Raw genomic sequence first — 19113 nt, 5'->3', positions numbered from 1 at the left:
CATGGAGTTTCGTAATGTTTTTTCTTATAACCTTTTTTTATTAAAAAAAGAAAGCTTTTATCAAACAAATTGACAAAAGCTGGCCCTTCCGTTATTTTTCTTTCTTGAACATCCCAATAACAATCTTGACAAATCCACCAACAAACCTTGGAAGTTTAATTGTATAAAATTTCATAAGCAAGGACCCCTCCTGTTCTACAATCCAAACTGCTGCTAAATTGTATCACAACTCTTTACTAGTAATAGTATGCCTTTTTCAAAAGAAAAAGTACCACTTTTTGAAAGAAGCTTGTTCGAGATACAGAGAGTCGATCCCCAAGAGATCGTTGTATTTGTTAGCGGATAGTAAAATCCAGAAAGATGAAGACCTTCCACTACTTTGGTATAGGGAACAAAAGAAATATACGGATACGTCACATCCTGGCTGACCGTATACTTCCCCGGAAAGGCCATTTCAAGACAGTTTGACTTATCCACGATATAACCGTTGATCCCTTTATTTCTAATTTGATAAAGCAACTGGATGTTTATTAGCTCATGATCGAGTCTCCCACCTGTTACTCCAAATAGATGTATATGACCGGGATTCAGTTCGAAACTTTTCTTTAAAGCAATTTCAATATCTGTTTCATCTTTTTCCGATGGGTACTGTTCCATGTATTTTGTATGTTGCTTTATAAATGCTTTTTCACGGGCATTGATTGAGTCAAAATCACCAACCGCGTATTCCACTGGGATATCATGTTCAGCCAGAGTATATGCCCCACGATCAGCGCCTATCCAAATGTCTATTTTATCCTTGTAAAGGTAAAGATCTGGAAGCAAGTCTACTGGACCATTCCCCACAATTCCTACTGCTACCATACATATTACCCTTTTGCCGCTTGCAGAATATCTTTTATTGCTTGATGACGATCTGATTGATTAAAAACAGCACTACCAGCAACAAGTACATCTGCTCCTGCATCAGTACAAAGTTTTGCAGTTTCAGTATTGACTCCGCCATCGACTTCAATTTCAAATGTCAGATTTAATTCTTTTCTCCATGTAAAAATCTGTTCAATCTTCTTCAATGTCTCATGGATAAATGACTGTCCACCGAATCCAGGATTGACGGTCATAATTAAAACAAGATCTACCTCAGACAAAATTGGCTTGATCATTTCAACTGGTGTTGCAGGATTTATAACAACTCCTGCTTTCGTTCCGTTTGCCTTAATCAGCTGAATCGTACGATGTAAATGCGGAGATGCTTCTTGATGGACTGTAATGATAGATGCCCCAGCTTTAGCAAAATCCGCAATATACGTGTCCGGATTTTCGATCATTAAATGCACATCTAAAGGTAGCGATGTTACTGGTTTTATTGCTTCTACAATCAAAGATCCAATCGTAATGTTTGGTACAAAATGTCCATCCATGACATCTACATGAATATAATCTGCACCTCCATTTTCTACATCCTTTATCTCTTCTCCCAATTTCGAGAAATCTGCTGATAATATTGATGGTGCTATTTTTGTCATCATTTAATACCTCGGCTTTCTTGTTTTTATTTCTTCCAGGAAGCTCAAATAATGCTCATACCGGAATCTTGAAATTTCCTCATTGTCTACAGCTGCCTTAACGGCGCATTTCGGTTCTTTATGATGCATACAGCCACGGAATTTACAATTTTTTCTTCTCTCTCTCATCTCAGGAAAACAATTTGTTAGCTCTTCCGCTTCGATTTCATTAAATTCAAGAATACTAAAACCTGGTGTGTCTGCGACAAGCCCGCGATTAACCTGCATAAGCTCCACATGTCTTGTCGTATGCTTTCCTCTTCCAAGACTCTTGGATATTTCAGCTGTCTTAAGTAGTAGGGATGGCTTTAACACATTTAAAAGCGTTGACTTCCCTACCCCGGACTGGCCAGCAAATACAGATACTTTATCTGCAAAATAATGCTCCAGTACCGGGACATTATCCGGTTGCTTCGATGATAACATTTCTACGGAATAGCCAATTTTCTCATATATATCTTTATAAGAATCGATGTTCATTCGCTCTTTATCAGATATTAAATCAATTTTAGTAATAAAAATTAAAGGATTAATATTTTTTGATTCAATCAACACAAGAAAACGGTCTAGCAATAACGTGCTGAAATCAGGAGAAACAGCAGAACTAACGATAACGGCTTGATTGATATTTACTATAGGCGGCCGGACAAGTTCATTTGATCTTTTCTCTATTTCCATGATATATCCTTCTCCCGGATTACTTTCCTCAAATTGAACAAAATCCCCCACTAGAGGGGTTATATTTCTGTTGCGAAAAACACCCCTACCTTTACATGAGTAGATTTTATCCCCTGATTGTACGTAATAAAATCCGCTTAAAGCTTTTACAATTCTGCCTTCTGCCATTTTAGTCACCCTCTTGTCCTTCATAAGTTACTGTTTTACTTCTAATGACTTCATCATCTCTTTTTATTATATACTCCGCTTCGCCACCTGGAGGAATGGTTAAAGTAAAAGTAAACTCTTTGTCTTCTGTAATTGCTTGCTCATCATAGACATTGGTTATTTCATTCTCAAAATCACCAATATAAATACTGACATTTTGTTCGACTGGTTCCTGTTGTTCCCCTTCTCCTTCCTGCACCTCTTCTTCAGTGCCTTCGTCGGGTACGGGATCAGGACTATATGGTACCAAATACGTTATGGTATGCGAGCGAGGAGGTAAGGCTTCTGGTCCTGAAGATATATAAACATTTACCGTAGAACCTTCTTGCAATTCAGTACCAGAACTTGGTTCCTGCCTAATAACTACACCTTCCGGAACGGTTTCTGAAGTCGCTTCAACTCTATTCATTACTAAGTTATTACTTTCCAAATAAGATCTTGCATCCTGTTCGCTCATATCCGAAAGACTGTTTAAACTGACTAATTCGGGCCCCATACTAATTTCAAAGATTACCCTCTCTTCACTTGGCACTACTTCACTGCCCGGTGTTGGTTGAATTTGAGTGATAATTTCCTCTACAGGACGGTCTGAATGTTCTTCATAGGTTTTTATATCTGTAAAGCCTGCTTCTTCAAGAAGTCTTTCCACTTGTCCTATATCGCGTCCGACATAATCACTGAATTCTACTTTTTCTTTACCTTGACTAACGAATAGCGTAATGGTTGAATCTTCTTTTGCAGTTCTTCCTGCTCTTGGGTCAGATCTTACAACCAGACCTTCCTCTAATTCCTCGGAAAAAACATCTTCCTGCTCAACAACTAAATGATATGATTCCAGAAGTTCCCTCGCTTCATCAAATTCCATCTCTGTAACATCTGGTATGTTAACATCTTTCGGTTGCATGTAGAAAAAGGCAGCTACTCCTCCAGCAAGTAATAAAAATAGAACAATTAGTGTAATTAGCCATTTTTTCTTACCCTTTTTTTCTTTAACTGGTTTTGTCGTGTTCTTTTTTTTATTTTGATTCTTTTTGGTCTTTTTTGATGTCGTTTTCTTTACTCCCTTTTCCTCAGGGAAATTTTTAGTACCCTCATTCACTTGATGGACCAATGTAGACTGTTCCATATTCTCTTCTATTTGTTGGTCGGTTATTATCGGAATTGCCTTTGTTTCTTCTCCTGCTTCAATCGGTGGAGCGAAAGGTACCTCATTAAGTTTATCCGGGTGTAGTGCTGTTTCAATAACCTCTTCCAAGTCATATATGTTTTCGTACCTGTGAAATGGATCTTTAGCTGTCGCTTTTAATACAATATTTTCAACACTCTGGGGAATCGCTTGATTAAATCTCCTTACAGAAGGTGTATTACTTTGCAAATGCTTTAAAGCAATGGAAACCGGCGACTGTCCGGAGAAAGGAAGACGCCCTGTAAGCAGCTCAAACAGCACAATACCCATTGAATAAATATCCGATTTTTTAGTGGCCATTCCACCTCTTGCCTGTTCAGGAGACAAATAATGAACGGATCCTAGGATAGAGTTCGTCTGTGTCAATGAAGTTGCACTCAATGCAATCGCTATACCGAAGTCAGTTACTTTTACATGTCCGAAATTGTTAACGAGTATATTTTGAGGCTTAATATCACGATGTACAATATCATTTGCATGTGCATGAGCAATCGCGGAACTGATTTGTTTCATAATATCCAATGATTCTTGGACATCAATCGGCCCATAATGCTGTATGTATTCTTTTAATGTCATCCCTTCGACATATTCCATAACCATATAAAGTACTTCATCTTCTTCGCCTACATCATATATACTCACAACATTAGGGTGGGATAAACTTGAAGCCGACTGCGCTTCTCTGTCAAAGCGTGCGATAAATTCCTGATCATTGATATATTCCATTCGCAAAGCTTTTACAGCAACATCACGCTCGAGAATAATATCTCTGGCCAGATACACATTGGCCATCCCGCCCCCACCAATTTTTTCTTTGATTTTATAGCGTTCGTTTAGAAGGTGACCTCCGTTCATCCGGTTTCACCTTCTCCCGAAGAAGATTCATACTGTATAAGAATGAGGGTAATATTGTCTTCTCCACCCCGATCATTTGCAAGATTTATCATTTCTAAGCCGTTCTCTTTCAAGTGATTCGGTTTCTGAGTATATGAAGCAAGTTCGGTATCATCCAATTTATTTGATAACCCATCCGAACATAGGAGTAGCCTGTTTCCCTCTCCCCATTCAACAGTCAATATATCTTCAGTTACCTGTTGTTCCGTACCAATAGCCTTCAACAATATATTCTTTCTTGGATGCTGTTCCGCATCATCTTTAGAAATCTGTCCTGAGCGTACCAGCTCATTAACAAGTGAATGATCTTGGGTAATTTGTTTAAAGCCCGAATCATTCAGAAGATAACACCTGCTATCACCAACATGCGCTATCGTAATAAACTCTGCTGTGCATACGGCAACAACAATAGTTGTCCCCATACCCTCATATTCCTTATTACCCAACGAATGTTTATATATGGATTGGTTAATATCCGTAACAGTCGCTGACAACCATGCTTCTACTTCCCCTGGCGTTTTTAATTCAGAGGTTGACTTCCATTTATCCCGGACCAGTTCCGTTGCAAGCTTACTAGCTACATCACCAGCCTGATGGCCACCCATACCATCAGCAATGACAGCTATTAATTGTTGATCCGTATTAAAAAATATTCCACCGGCATCTTCGTTATGGCTTCTAACTTGACCACGGTCAGTCAGAAAATGACCTTCCATGTTTCTCCCCCCTCACTCCTGAGCAAGTTTTACTAAATTAAATTAGTACTATGAATAAAGTATTGCACAATTTTCCCAATAAAAGAACTAAATTATCCAATTTTTTTAAGACGTGTTAGAAAGAAACCATCTGTCTGATAATCCTGAGGGAACAATTGAAGTCCATTTTCCGTTATGCCTCGGGAATCTTTTAAATCTGAAGGTAACGTCTCAAAAAATTCCTCATCTACTTGAAAATCAAGATGATTAGCTAAGAATCGTTTTACGACATTTTCGTTTTCTTCGACATCCACCGTACAAGTACTATAGATCAATAATCCATTACTTTTTAATAATGGTGCAACATTTTCAAGGATATCCAATTGGATTACGGAAAGTCGTTGTATATCTTCTTCTTTTTTGTCGTATTTAATTTCAGGTTTCCCTCTAATTACACCTAAGCCGGAACATGGCGCATCGATTAATATCCGATCAAAACTTTCCTTTTCATGCAGTTTACCTAGTTCTCTTGCATCGCCAGGATTAGCATCAATAATGGACAGGTTAAGCAATGCTGCCTTATCATCGACTTGTTTTATTTTCTTTGAATGAAGGTCATAGGCGTGAATCATTCCTTCATTCTGCATTTTTTCAGCTATATGCGTGACTTTCCCACCAGGGGCACTGCAGCCATCGAGAATATGCATTCCTGGTTTTGCATCAAGCATTTCTCCCACAAGCATCGAGCTTTGATCCTGAATGGTTACATATCCGTCACGAAACAACGCTGTATTTAAAATATTCCCTTTATCAACAATTATTCCTTGTAACGAAAATGCGGATTTACTTACTTCAAAACCTTGTTCAGTTAATAATTGAATTGCCTTTTCACGTGTGATTTTCATTGGTTGAACCCTGATGGAACTAAGTTTTCTCGTTATGTTCGCTTCACACATTGCTTTTGCAGTTTCATAGCCATAGTTGGCAATCCAACGATCCACAAGCCATTCCGGGTGACTTGTTTCAACAGAAAGCCGCTTTGCCGGGTTTTCGATGGTCGCTGTGTCTGGAACGCCACTCCGTTGCGCACTCCGAAGAACACCATTAACAAGTGATGATATTCCTTTATGACCACGTTGTTTTGCTATTTCAACTGCTTCATGAATAATCGCATGATCTGGTACTTTATCGAGGTATACCATCTGATATAGAGACATCCTTAAAAGCATTCTTACCCATTGATCCATTTTTTTATTATTTTTCACGAAACGATCCAAATAATAATCCAGTGTAATTTTTCGTTGTAATGTTCCGTAAACGATTTCAGTCATTAAGCCCTCATCTTTTTCGGGAATTCGCTTTGACTTTATCTCGTTATTTATTAATAAATGACTGAATCCACTATCCTTTTCTATGCGTAGTAGCATATCAAGAATGGTATTACGTAGTTGATATTTCATATTATTCACCTAATATTTTCCCAGTTTTTATTCGAAGCTGTGATCCTTGCAAGTATTCTTTTACTGTCATCCGCTTTTTTCCAGCAGGTTGAATTTCTGTTACTTTTATACCTTTTTGATTTCCGCAGACAACAATGAATGCGTGATTATCTTCAATTTGTACAATTTCACCTGGAGATTTACCAGCGTATTCCGTATCATCCGGTTCACCCCACCAAATTTTCATCACCGTTTCTTCATACGTAGTGAAAGCAACCGGCCATGGATGCAACCCGCGAATTTTATTATAAATCTCAGTATTGCTTTTATTCCAGTCTATCTTTTCCTGTTCTCTTTTTATATTGGAAGCAAAGGTTGCTTTTGAATCATCCTGTTTTTCTGAAGTCAATTCATTAGAAAACAGCTTTGGCAATGTTTTTGTTAATAGATCCGCTCCTGCTTCAGAAAGTTTCTCATGCATCGTTCCCACATGGTCCTTTGCATCAATTGGCACAGACTGTTGGGTTAAAATATCTCCAGCATCCAATTTTTCGACCATATACATAATCGTAATTCCTGTTTCCTTTTTCCCTTCCATGATGGCGTAATGAATTGGTGCTCCTCCACGCAATTCTGGAAGGAGTGATGCATGTACATTAATACATCCGAATTCAGGTGTTTCAAGGATTTCATTTGGAAGCAGTTGTCCATATGCTGCGGTAACAATTAAATCCGGTTCATACGATAATATTTCCATGTAATCATTCTTTAGTTTTTCTGGTTGGAATACAGGTATATTATTTTTTTCCGCTTCTACTTTGACTGGTGGAGGCGTGATCACTCGTTTTCTTCCTTTTGGTCGATCCGGCTGTGTTACCACAAGTACTACTTCATATTCCGAATTAACTAACCGTTGTAAAACAGGTACTGAAAATTCTGGTGTCCCCATAAAAACAATTCTTTTCATTTGTTTAACCCTCTTTCACTACTGCCAACATCATCCAGCTACATCATATGATATGGCTGCATATCAACTGTAATCAGTAAATCATTTTTCCGTACTTCATCCGCAAAGACACTTTTTATTTTATTAATATATTTTCGCAAATGAGGCTCATCTCTGTATTTTATCATGCATTGATAGCGATATCTATCTTTGATACGTGGTATAGGCGATGGTGTAGGTCCTAACACCACTGTATTTCCCCCAACAGCTTTCAATAGCATCTGTGCAATCTGTTGGGTAGATTGGATTACTTTTACATTATTCTCATGGGAAACCGTAATAAGTGCTAAGTAAAAATAAGGAGGATATTGAAAAGCTTTGCGCATGCTCATTTCATGTTTATAAAATTCATTAAAATTGTACTGGCTTGCCAGTTCAATACTGTAATGATCCGGTGTATATGTTTGTACAACAACTTCACCTGGAAGTTCATGTCTTCCAGCACGTCCACTAACCTGAGTCAATAATTGAAACGTCCTTTCGGATGAACGGAAATCAGGGAGATGCAACATGGAATCTGCTGTCAGTACACCAACAAGGGTAACATTTTCAAAATCCAAACCTTTTGCAATCATCTGTGTGCCCAACAGAATATCCGCTTTACCTTCTGCAAATTGGCTTAACAACTTCTCATGAGAACCTTTTCTCCTTGTCGTGTCAACATCCATTCGAATAACTCTCGCCTCTGGAATAAGTTTAGTCAGTGATTCTTCCACTTTCTGAGTTCCAGTACCGAAATAACGGATTAAATCACTTTCACACTCCGGACACACTTCCGGTACGCTTTCTTCATAGGAACAATAATGACATTTCAGCTGATTACTGTTTTTATGAAAGGTCAAAGCTATGTCACAATGCGGACATTCTTTAACATGTCCACAATCTCTGCACATAACAAAAGTAGAGTAGCCTCTTCTGTTTAACATAAGTACAATCTGCTCGCCTTTATCAAGGCATTGATCAATTTTATCCTTCAATGCTCTTGAAAACATCGTACGATTACCAGCATGCAGTTCATTTCTCATATCTATTATTTCCACTTCAGGCATCGCTTTTTTATTTGTACGTTCACTCAAAGTTAAAAGCTTATAAACACCTTTACTTGCACGTGCGTAGGATTCCAATGCTGGTGTAGCACTACCTAAGATTACAGGGCAGTGATTACTTTCCCCTCTGTGAATCGCAACATCCCGCGCATGGTAACGCGGCTGGTCTTCCTGTTTATAAGTAGTCTCATGTTCCTCATCGACAATAATAATGCCCAGGTTTTCAAAGGGGGCAAATACTGCAGACCTTGCGCCTACAACCACCTTCACTTCTTTTCGGAGGATTCTTCGCCATTCATCATATTTTTCTCCAGCAGAAAGAGCACTGTGCATGACAGCAACATTTGATCCAAATCTTCCTTTAAAACGTTTTACCATTTGAGGTGTCAGTGAAATTTCCGGTACGAGGACGATTGCTTCTTTACCTTTATTTAATACATTTTGGATTGCCTGCAGATATATTTCTGTTTTACCACTACCGGTGACCCCATGGATTAGAAAAACATCATGTTTATTCGCTTCAATCGTTTCGTTGATTGGTTGAATAGCTTCACTTTGTTGTGTAGTTAGTTCCAATGGAGTTGTTCGGACAAAGTCATCATCATTATAAGGGTTTCGCAACACTTCTTTTTGATACGTCTCCAAAAGGCCTTTTTCTACCAATGCCTTTACGGTACCTGTTGTAGTTTGGATTTTTTTAAGCAAAACTTGCTGCTCCATCTCGTTCATATATTCAATAAAGAATAATAACAGTTGCTTCTGTTTCTTTGCTGATTTAGATAAATCCTCCACTGCCTCTTCCATTTGGAAAATTTCCTTTGCGGGTTTAACCATTGTTACTTGTTTCTTTGTAATTCTGGATTTAACCAGATAATCAATCGAGATATCACCTGTCTCAATCAGTTTCTGAAGCTGATAGTAACTTATGGAGGATGATTCAAATTCTTCAAACGGTATGTAACCTCTTCCAGCAAACAGATGTTCAATATCCCCTGGAAGCTCCTCATCTGTCATTCTCACTAACTCTTTTTTATACTGTGATTTTAAAACCTGTGGCAGCATTGCCTGCAGCGCTGTAATAGATAAACTTAATGTCTCATTGGCAACCCATTTCCCCAGTTCAAGCAGTTCTGCAGTTAATACAGGCGTCAGATCCAACACATTTATTATATCTTTTAATTTATTAAAGCTTGATTCAGAAGTAAAATCCACTACAAACCCCATAATTTTCCTTGGACCAAATGGAACAATGACACGCATGCCGACTGTAAGCATGTCCCTGAATTTTTCTGGAACAAAGTAATCAAATGTTTGATTGGTGGAACTTGCCGGTACATCAACAATTACTTTAGCTATTTTCAACGTACTTCATCCTTCATATCCTGATCGATAAATTTCAGAATTTTTTCTGCTACTTCTCTCTTTGATGCTAACGCTACTTCTTCCTGTTTCATTAATTTGTTTACGTACGTTACCATGTTTGTATCGCCCCCAAAGCCTGCTCCTTCAGAAGATACATCATTAATCACGATCGCATCCAAATTCTTTTTCACGAGCTTTTGCTTACCGTATTCAAGCGGTTTTACAGTTTCAGCTGCAAATCCCACTAGATACTGGGTCGATTTAACCTCACCTAGTGATTGAAGAATATCTTTTGTTCGCTCCATTTCAATATGCCATTCTCCGTCTTGCTTTTTCATTTTTTCTTCATATACTAGTTTCGGTCTGTAATCCGCAACTGCAGCAGACTTTATAACAATATCCTGTTCCTCGAAGTGGAAGTGCATGGCCTCATACATTTCCTCGGCTGTCATTACATCAATACGTTGAATTCGGGGGTGCGTCGTTTTCTCTGCTACTGGACCACAAACAAGTGTTACATCTGCTCCAAATTCTGCAGCTGCCTCTGCAAGTGCAAAGCCCATTTTCCCTGTTGAATGATTCGTGAAGAATCGTATTGGATCAATTTTTTCCCTTGTTGGTCCAGCTGAAATCAGCACCTTTCTACCAGTTAAAAAAGGTTCCTGGTGTTGATGTGTTTCAATTGCTTCTATAATACTTTCTGGCTCTTCCAAACGTCCCTTACCTACATAACCACAAGCCAGATAACCTGCACCAGGTTCGATGAAATGATATCCCCATTCTTCTAACTGTTTCATATTCTTAATTACTGCCGGATGAGCATACATATGCACATTCATTGCCGGAGCTACATAAATATCGGCCTGTGTTGCAAGTAGGGTAGTTGAAAGCATATCGTCTGCAATACCATTTGCAAGCTTTCCAATTATATTTGCTGTAGCTGGCGCAATGATTGCAATATCTGCCCAATCTGCCAAATCAATGTGTGCAATTTTTTCTGGATGTTTTTCGTCAAACGTATCTATATAAACGGGGTTTCTCGATAATGCCTGAAAAGTTAGAGGTGTAACAAATTCAGCAGCACTTTCCGTCATCATGACTTTAACATTGGCGCCTTTTTGCGTTAATTTACTTGCAAGTGCACATGCTTTGTATACTGCTATTCCACCAGAGACTCCCAAGAGTATATTCTTTTGATTAACCATTTTTCTAACCCCTTTCCAAACCGTTTCGAAATTTCATTAAGTTATTTATAACATATAAATAGCACATATATCTTCTAAAAAGGTTGCAACTATAGCATATTGGCTTTACACCTTATTCAGTAAAAATAAACCCCCCGCTTTATTTTGCGGAGGGTTTTTAGTTTATAATGTGTTAATCTTCTATATATAATTTTCCAGCTTCAATTTCTTCCAGGGCCATACCTACATATTTTACTGATTTTGGATTATCAACCATTACATTCTTTGTATCACTTAATTGTCTCGCACGTCTTGAAGATAGCGTTACAAGTGTATATTTAGATTTAATTTTCTCCTGCAAAGCATCAATTGATGGTTCTAACATCATTATAGTTCATCCTCCAATATTTTTTTGTATTGTTTCGCGACCCGTTCACGTTTTAGATGTTCACTTTGAATAATGGATTTCACCTTGTCCACAGCATGTTCAACCTGATCGTTTACAACTACATAATCATAGGCATCCATCATTTCAATCTCTTTGCGGGCTTCTTTTAAACGGTTAAGCACCAATTCCTGTGATTCCGTACCACGATTAACAATGCGGTTTTTCAATTCTTCCAGGCTTGGTGGGAAAAGAAAAATAAATACTCCTTCAGGGAAGTTCTCTTTTACTTGTAAAGCGCCCTGTACTTCTATCTCCAAAAAGACATCCTGCCCTTTTTCCAATGTCTCTTCAACATAAGTGCGGGGTGTCCCGTAATAATTACTGACATATTTCGCATATTCAAGTAGTTGATTTTGTTCAATCAGATTTTCAAATTCTTCCACCGATTTGTAAAAATAATCAACTCCATCCATTTCACCCGGCCGCATATTTCTCGTCGTCATCGAAATGGAATATTGCAGTTCAGTTGCTTCTTCAAAAAGCTTTTTTCTTACTGTGCCTTTTCCAACACCGGACGGTCCAGAAAGAATAAATAAAATACCTTTCTCTTCAATCAACATATTTCCTCCTAAAGCTCCACTATTATGATTTATTCGTCTGAAATCTCTTCGTGACTGATTACCCGTTGTCCGACAGTTTCAGGCTGAACAGCAGATAGAACGACATGGTCACTGTCTGTTATAATCACAGCTCGTGTACGTCTCCCATATGTAGCATCCACCAATTTATTATTTTCTCTGGCTACTGTTATAATTCGTTTTATTGGTGCTGATTCCGGTGAAACAATCGAAATAATACGATTAGCGGAAACAACATTTCCAAAACCGATATTTATCAAACTTAGACTCAACTTACTTCCCCCTTGAACGAACTAAACCGATATTCAGTCTTATATTTATGTAATAGTATCATTATACTTTATTTAAGCAAAAATTTATACCATTAAGTACAACTTCGCGTAAGAGATACTTTTAACTACTCGATATTCTTCGCTTTTTCAATCTCACTCTTAAGTAGAATGATCCACTCACTGAATACATCCATCTTCATTATACGTTATTTACACCTATTCTAAACCTATTATACCAATCGTAACCTAACAGAAAAATAATCTAGGAACATATATAATCTTTAAACAAAAACCGAAAACGCTCATTGCAAAGCATTTTCGGTTTTGGATCATGTATTATTTTTTAGTGAAACCGAATAAAACAGTTGGGATAGCTGCTAAGGCAACAATCAGCATCCAGTCTCTAAAGGCAAGACTAACAGTGTGAAAAATTGGCTGCAACGGTGGCCAGTAAACGACAACGAGTAGGAGCAACAAAGAAGAAAGCACTGCAAATACCAGATAGATATTTTCAAATGGGTTTCTGGAGAAGATAGAATGCTCGCTTCTGCAGTCAAACACATGGATTAATTGAGCCAGTACAAGGGTTGTGAAAGCTGTTGTTTGGGCGAAAATTAAATTATCGGGATTATTTTGGTACGTGACTACAAAACCTATTAATGTAACCAAACCAATTAAAATCCCTCTGCTGATAATCTTATAGCCCAATCCTCTCGAAAAAATGCCTTCACGAGGATTCCTTGGAGACCGTTTCATTACATCCCCCTCCGCTTGATCAAGCCCAAGTGCCATAGCAGGGAGTCCATCCGTAACAAGATTTACCCACAAGATCTGCACCGGTATAAGTGGAAGAGGCAAAGCTAGTAGCATAGCAAAAAGCATGACAAGTATTTCACCTACATTGGAAGCAAGCAAATATCTAATAAATTTACGAATATTTTCATAGATATTTCTTCCTTCCTGAATGGCTGATTTTATCGTAGCGAAATTATCATCCATTAATATTAAGGAAGAGGCTTCCTTTGTTACATCTGTACCGCTTATTCCCATACTAATCCCAATATCACTTGCTTTAATTGCGGGGGCATCATTTACTCCATCACCTGTCATTGCTACAATGTGACCTTTTTCCTGAAATGCCTTTACGATCTTCAGTTTATGTTCTGGTGTTACACGAGCGAAAACGTACGTATCATCGATAACATTACTCAGGTCCTCGGATGTCATTTTGTTCAATTGATGACCTTCAAGTACAAGACCATTTTCAGGAAGTAAATTCAGGTTTTTAGCAATTGCACGTGCCGTGTTTACATGATCACCTGTAATCATGACCGTTTTTATTCCAGCTTCCCTGCATTCTCTAATAGCAGTTTTCACTTCTTTTCTTGGAGGATCCATTAATCCATACAAACCGATAAATGTCAGTTCATCTTCCAGCAATGCCGAATCAAGTGATGCGTTAGCAGAAATTGATTTCATACTGATGGCAATGGTTCGTAATGCTTTGCCTGCCATTTCATTGATGGCATTTTCAATTTGAACTTTATTTTGATTTTTCAGCAGTTTCCTGCCATCCTTGTCCAAGTAAAAGGATGACCGTGGCAACAGCACATCAGGAGCACCTTTCGTAATCAGAAAACGCATTTTATTTTTATCTTCCACAACCACACTCATGCGTTTTCTGTCTGAATCAAATGGAAATTCTTTGACAATACGGTACGCATCACCAAAATCGACTGTTAACCCCATTTTCCTTGCAGCAACAAGTAATGCGCCATCGGTCGGGTCACCATCAATATAATTCTTCCCTTTTTTTACATTTAAACTTGCATTATTACATAACATGCCATTTAAAAGCATATTTTCAAGGTTAGGATAAGACCGATCGACTTTTTTCCGGTCGAGGAAGTAATCACCTTGAATCTGGTACCCATCACCTGAAACATACAGATAATCACCGTTGAGAAAGATTTCTTTGACTGTCATTTGATTTTCAGTCATTGTTCCCGTTTTGTCGGAACATATGACGGAAGCGCACCCTAGTGTTTCAACAGCGGAAAGCTTTCGAACGATTGCTTTCTTCCTGATCATTCGTTGCACACCAAGCGAAAGAGCTACGGTTACAATTGCGGGCAGACCTTCTGGAATGGCAGCAACAGCTAAAGAGACACCAGCAAGAAACATCTCATACATTGGATGGCCTTGAATGATACCAAGTCCTGCGACCAATACGGTCAGTAGTAACGCGACAACAATTAAAATTTTTCCAAGTTCAGCCAGCTTCATTTCAAGAGGTGTAACCATCTTTTTCGTATTGGCCATTAGTGAAGCTATTTGTCCCATGACTGTATTCATACCCGTTCCCACTACAATACCAACACCGGATCCTCTCGTTACAAGCGTGCCCATAAATCCCATATTTGTCTGATCCTGCACATCGAGGTTGTCCTTTTTGATTCCTGTAGCATGCTTACTTACTGGCAATGATTCACCTGTAAGTGCTGATTCTTCAGTCTCCATACTATTTGATTTTACAATTCGAATATCAGCGGGGATACGATCACCACTATTTATTTTAACAATATCCCCTACTACAACATCTCGGGAGGAAATTTTCTCCCATCTCTCATTCCTAAGGACATTTGCTATCGGTGCAGACAGTTCCTTTAATTTTTCCAAAGAATTTTCTGCTTTTTGTTCCTGAAAAAACCCAATAAATCCATTGATAAATACAATAATCATGATTGCAATGGCATCAATAAATTCTCCAAGCAATCCTGCTATCAATGTAGCAGCCAACAATACAAGAACCATGAAATCCTGGAACTGTTTTAGAAAAATCAGCCATTTGGAAGTATTCTTCTTAGCCTCCAGGATATTTTCACCATATTGTTTCCGCCGCTCCTCTGCCTGTTTAGCGGTCAGCCCCCTATTTGCTGTGACATGCAACTTCTGTTCAACTTTTTCTGCATCCAACTGATACCATTTCATCTGCATTCCTCCGGGCATTTAGATAGTACAAGCTATTAGTCCATATCTATGCATAACCCTCTAAAAAAATGCTATAATTGCGCATGAGGTGATTTTATGCCATTCGATGGTATCGTAACAAGAGCAGTTACAAAGGAATTAAAAGATAAATTGATTTCCGGTAAAATTAATAAAATATATCAACCTACTTCCACCGAACTTGTTTTTACAATCAGAAACCAAGGAAAGAACCATACCTTGCTGTTTTCCGTCCATCCGACCTATGCCAGGTTTCATTTAACGGAAGATACATATACAAATCCAAAGGAACCACCAATGTTTTGTATGGTTTTAAGAAAACATCTATCTGGGGCTATTTTGGAAGATATTGAGCAATATGGAATGGAACGTATTGTTACATTTTCCATCAAGACAAGGAATGAGCTTGGTGATATTAGCCATAAATTACTTGTTGCAGAATTAATGGGAAAACATAGTAATGTGATGATCGTTGACAAGGAAAAGGGTCATATTATTGACAGCATTAAACATATCTCAATGGCACAAAACCGACACCGGACCATCTTACCTGGTCAGGAATATATACTGCCACCTTCACAAAATAAACTTAATCCCTTAGAGATAGACGGGGAACAGCTAGTTCGCAAATTGGATTTCAACGCTGGTAAAATCGATAAACAAATGGTCGGCATCCTGGATGGCTTTTCTCCCTTTATTACAAGCGAAATCATCAGCCGTGCCAATTTTGGTTCAAATGAAGTGTATATGGACAAGTTTACAGAAGTTCAGCAGCAGCTTATCCATCATACATATACTCCTGCAGTTTACACAGGTAGTAAAGAAGATTTTCATGTATTGCCCATCACTTCTTATAAAGGTGAAAAGGCAGAATTTGAAAGCGCCAATACAATGCTGGATACATTTTATTCTGGGAAAGCAGAACGTGACCGCGTCAAACAAAAAGCGAAAGATTTATATCGCTTTATAAAAAATGAAAAGAATAAAAATGAACGGAAATTAAAAAAACATCTTCAGACAATTAAAAAAGCGGAAAAAGCCGATTTCTACCAGAAAATGGGTGAATTGCTCACTGCGCATATGCATCTAGTAAAACAGGGTGCCACTAAGCTAACTGTTACCGATTATTACGATCCGAATCAGTCAGAAATAACTATTGAATTAAATCCAAACAAAACACCAAGCGAAAATGCACAGAGCTTCTTTAAAACCTATCAGAAACTTAAAACATCAAAAAAGGTTGTAGAAACCGAAATACTTCGTACAAACGAGGAAATAGACTATCTTAATCTGTTATTGCAACAGATAGACGTTGCCGCTGTAGAAGATATTGATGAAATTCGTGAAGAACTAAGTGAAGAAGGTTATATGAAAAAGCAAAAAACAAAAGGAAAGAAGAAAAACAAACCTGTAAAGCCTGCTCCTGAAGAATATGTTGCTACTGATGGCACAATGATTCTTGTAGGAAAAAATAATAAACAAAATGAATATGCAACAACAAAACTGGCTCATCGAGATGATACGTGGTTGCATACAAAAGATATTCCTGGTTCACATGTCATCATCCGTTCAAGGGAAGTCAGTGATCAAACACTTTTGGAAGCAGCTGAGCTTGCAGCATATTTCAGTAAATCACAAAATTCATCCTCGGTTCCCGTTGATTATACAACGATCCGGAATGTCAAAAAGCCAAATGGCGCAAAGCCTGGGTATGTCACGTATGATAATCAAAAAACACTTTATGTAACTCCAATAAAAGAAACTGTAGATAAGCTCAAAAAAAAGGGATGATTCCACTAATGGAATCATCCTTCTTTTCATTTTAAACTGCCTGTGGATTCAATTTTACGTCAATATTTCCTCTTGTCGCTTTTGAATATGGGCATGCCTGATGGGCTGCATCAGCTAACTCTTTTGCCTCTTCGGGGTTTACCCCTTCTATTTTTATATTTAACGTTACACCAATCTTATACCCACCATTTTCTGCATCTTTCATAAAACTTACATCTGCCGTTGTTTCAGAATCAATCTTCTTCTTTTGCATTGAAGCAACCGAATTTAATGCACCATCATAACAAGCAGCATAACCCGCAGCAAATAATTGTTCCGGATTGGAACCTTTTTTATCTGAATTACCTTTTGCCGGGTTTACTAAATCTAAATCTATCAGTCCATCATTCGATTTTACATGACCGTCCCTACCATTTTTTGCTGTTGCACTTGATGTGAAAATTATATCGCTCATCTCATCCACTCCTTATTAAGTACTTATAAGTAGTGTTCCTTTAATAAGGATATGTTAAACATCTTGTAAAAAAGGAGCCAACTTTTAATAAAATTTGCTGTTTTATTGTGGGAGAAACTGTGTACTCGTAAGTGTCTTTATGAAGTGGTCCACTTGCGGCAATTTACGGATTCCCTCCTGATAGCAAACCCATGTATCTCTTGTCACACTTTTCCCTTCCACTTCAAGCGCAATATGCGGGTAGCTATCCATCATTGAATCTGAAACACTTTCTGGCAATACTGCCATACCTATTCCTTGCTTCATAAATTGTTTACAAGTTTCAATCTGATCGACTGTCATTGTTTTCAATGGTTTTATTTTATCTTGATGATGGTAAAGCCAGTTATCTACAAGTTCATGCATACTATCATCACTTTTAAAGGAAATCAACGGTCGCTCTTTCAATCTATCATCTGGAAAGGCTTCGGTATCAAATATATATAAAGGATCCTCAAATAAGCGGATGGATGTAGTCTCTTTCAATTTTTCTCCTCTTATGATGCAAACATGGTATTTTTTATGGTCTCTCTTTATATCCTCACTGATCCCTGTAACGAGATCGATTGCAACTTTTGGATAAGCGGCAGTGAATTCCCCAAGTATTGCAGGCAGAAATCGTTGACTTATTAAGGAAGAGCAGGCTATCGATAGTGTCCCTTGTATCTCTTTTCCGGATTGTGCAAGTCTATTTTTCAGCTCCCGCTCATGATCAATCACACGTTTTGCATGCTCAATAATTATTTCCCCGCTCGGTGTAGGTATTAATCTTTTTGGTGTTCGAATAAATATAACCTCACTAAAATATTCTTCAATATATTTCAGTCGCTGTGTCACTGCTGGCTGTGAAATCAAAATAACCTTTGCCGTACCTCTAATAGTTCCGACTTCATTAAGCTTGATGAGGAGTACATAATCTTCAATTTTCATGTAAAACTCCCTTCTGATAATAATTACTTATTACTTTTAATTATATATTAGTATTTTACTTATTACATTATAAATCATATGATAAATAAATGTAAATGTCATTAAATTTAGCTCCATTCTAAAAAAGTGGGACTATGGTTACTCGTCCCACCGAAAAGAATTGTTATTAATTGCCACAAAATCTATAAACTACGAAGTAACTTCTTGTTGATTTCTATCTGGATGTAGAAACTTCGGCGACCGCTCTGGGAAATATACTTCGCTTTCCGCGGGCGGCTGGTGAGCCTCCTCGTGCTACCGCACTGTGGGGTCTCACCTATGCCTTTCCTC

Annotated in this window: 17 protein-coding genes; 1 reads left to right on the top strand and 16 read right to left on the bottom strand. The window is 38.0% G+C overall.

Annotated elements, in window-relative coordinates; translation table 11 throughout:
- Window positions 1-91: 91 nt before the first annotated feature.
- The 14 genes from spoVM to ACHABU_RS10665 form a co-directional block, all read right to left on the bottom strand.
- Window positions 92-175 carry a stage V sporulation protein SpoVM gene (gene spoVM, locus ACHABU_RS10730; protein ID WP_010649391.1) on the bottom strand — a complete coding sequence of 28 codons (84 nt, stop codon included), beginning with the start codon at window positions 173-175 and terminating at the stop codon, window positions 92-94.
- A gap of 38 nt (window positions 176-213) precedes the next feature.
- Window positions 214-864 (bottom strand): thiamine diphosphokinase, encoded by a 651-nt coding sequence (locus ACHABU_RS10725; RefSeq protein ID WP_435764842.1) that lies wholly within the window; start codon window positions 862-864, stop codon window positions 214-216.
- A gap of 5 nt (window positions 865-869) precedes the next feature.
- Window positions 870-1526 (bottom strand): ribulose-phosphate 3-epimerase, encoded by a 657-nt coding sequence (rpe, locus tag ACHABU_RS10720; protein WP_435765066.1) that lies wholly within the window; start codon window positions 1524-1526, stop codon window positions 870-872.
- A 3-nt stretch (window positions 1527-1529) separates the two neighbouring features.
- On the bottom strand, window positions 1530-2411 hold the full coding sequence (rsgA, locus tag ACHABU_RS10715) for a ribosome small subunit-dependent GTPase A (RefSeq protein ID WP_435764841.1): 882 nt from the start codon (window positions 2409-2411) through the stop codon (window positions 1530-1532).
- 1 nt (window position 2412) lies between these two features.
- On the bottom strand, window positions 2413-4491 hold the full coding sequence (gene pknB, locus ACHABU_RS10710) for a Stk1 family PASTA domain-containing Ser/Thr kinase (protein ID WP_435764840.1): 2079 nt from the start codon (window positions 4489-4491) through the stop codon (window positions 2413-2415).
- Window positions 4488-5246 (bottom strand): Stp1/IreP family PP2C-type Ser/Thr phosphatase, encoded by a 759-nt coding sequence (locus ACHABU_RS10705; protein WP_435764838.1) that lies wholly within the window; start codon window positions 5244-5246, stop codon window positions 4488-4490. Before ACHABU_RS10705 ends, pknB begins: the two co-directional genes overlap by 4 nt.
- Before the next feature lie 92 nt (window positions 5247-5338).
- Window positions 5339-6685, bottom strand: a complete 1347-nt coding sequence (gene rsmB, locus ACHABU_RS10700) for a 16S rRNA (cytosine(967)-C(5))-methyltransferase RsmB (protein ID WP_435764837.1) — start codon at window positions 6683-6685, stop codon at window positions 5339-5341.
- A gap of 1 nt (window position 6686) precedes the next feature.
- Window positions 6687-7631: a methionyl-tRNA formyltransferase gene (gene fmt, locus ACHABU_RS10695; RefSeq protein ID WP_435764836.1), complete on the bottom strand. Its 945-nt coding sequence runs from the start codon at window positions 7629-7631 to the stop codon at window positions 6687-6689.
- A gap of 38 nt (window positions 7632-7669) precedes the next feature.
- On the bottom strand, window positions 7670-10078 hold the full coding sequence (gene priA / locus ACHABU_RS10690; RefSeq protein WP_435764835.1) for a primosomal protein N': 2409 nt from the start codon (window positions 10076-10078) through the stop codon (window positions 7670-7672).
- Entirely contained in the window at window positions 10075-11283 is a 1209-nt protein-coding gene (coaBC, locus tag ACHABU_RS10685) for a bifunctional phosphopantothenoylcysteine decarboxylase/phosphopantothenate--cysteine ligase CoaBC (RefSeq protein WP_435764833.1), read from the bottom strand. Before coaBC ends, priA begins: the two co-directional genes overlap by 4 nt.
- Before the next feature lie 172 nt (window positions 11284-11455).
- Window positions 11456-11650 (bottom strand): DNA-directed RNA polymerase subunit omega, encoded by a 195-nt coding sequence (rpoZ, locus tag ACHABU_RS10680; RefSeq protein WP_435764831.1) that lies wholly within the window; start codon window positions 11648-11650, stop codon window positions 11456-11458.
- A complete protein-coding gene (gene gmk, locus ACHABU_RS10675; RefSeq protein WP_379495680.1) occupies window positions 11650-12267 on the bottom strand; it encodes a guanylate kinase in 618 nt (205 codons plus the stop codon). Before gmk ends, rpoZ begins: the two co-directional genes overlap by 1 nt.
- A gap of 32 nt (window positions 12268-12299) precedes the next feature.
- Window positions 12300-12560, bottom strand: a complete 261-nt coding sequence (gene remA / locus ACHABU_RS10670; RefSeq protein WP_249869837.1) for an extracellular matrix/biofilm regulator RemA — start codon at window positions 12558-12560, stop codon at window positions 12300-12302.
- Between the two features lie 336 nt (window positions 12561-12896).
- Window positions 12897-15551, bottom strand: a complete 2655-nt coding sequence (locus ACHABU_RS10665; RefSeq protein WP_435764829.1) for a calcium-translocating P-type ATPase, SERCA-type — start codon at window positions 15549-15551, stop codon at window positions 12897-12899.
- 96 nt (window positions 15552-15647) lie between these two features.
- Here ACHABU_RS10665 and ACHABU_RS10660 point away from each other — a divergent pair, with 96 nt between their 5' ends.
- The gene (locus tag ACHABU_RS10660) at window positions 15648-17360 is read left to right on the top strand and encodes an Rqc2 family fibronectin-binding protein (protein WP_435764827.1); all 1713 of its coding nucleotides are present in this window, start codon (window positions 15648-15650) and stop codon (window positions 17358-17360) included.
- 31 nt (window positions 17361-17391) lie between these two features.
- On the opposite strand, the gene ACHABU_RS10655 is transcribed toward ACHABU_RS10660, so the two are convergent.
- Window positions 17392-17814, bottom strand: coding sequence for an organic hydroperoxide resistance protein (locus ACHABU_RS10655; RefSeq protein WP_435764825.1), 423 nt, complete (start codon window positions 17812-17814; stop codon window positions 17392-17394).
- A gap of 102 nt (window positions 17815-17916) precedes the next feature.
- Entirely contained in the window at window positions 17917-18783 is an 867-nt protein-coding gene (locus ACHABU_RS10650; protein WP_435764824.1) for a LysR family transcriptional regulator, read from the bottom strand.
- Window positions 18784-19113: the final 330 nt, after the last annotated feature.

The sequence above is a fragment of the Oceanobacillus sp. CF4.6 genome (genome assembly GCF_051262635.1).
Lineage (GTDB): Bacteria > Bacillota > Bacilli > Bacillales > Amphibacillaceae > Oceanobacillus.
The sequence above is the reverse complement of the archived record's forward strand: the minus strand, read 5'-3'. Positions and strand labels throughout refer to the sequence as shown.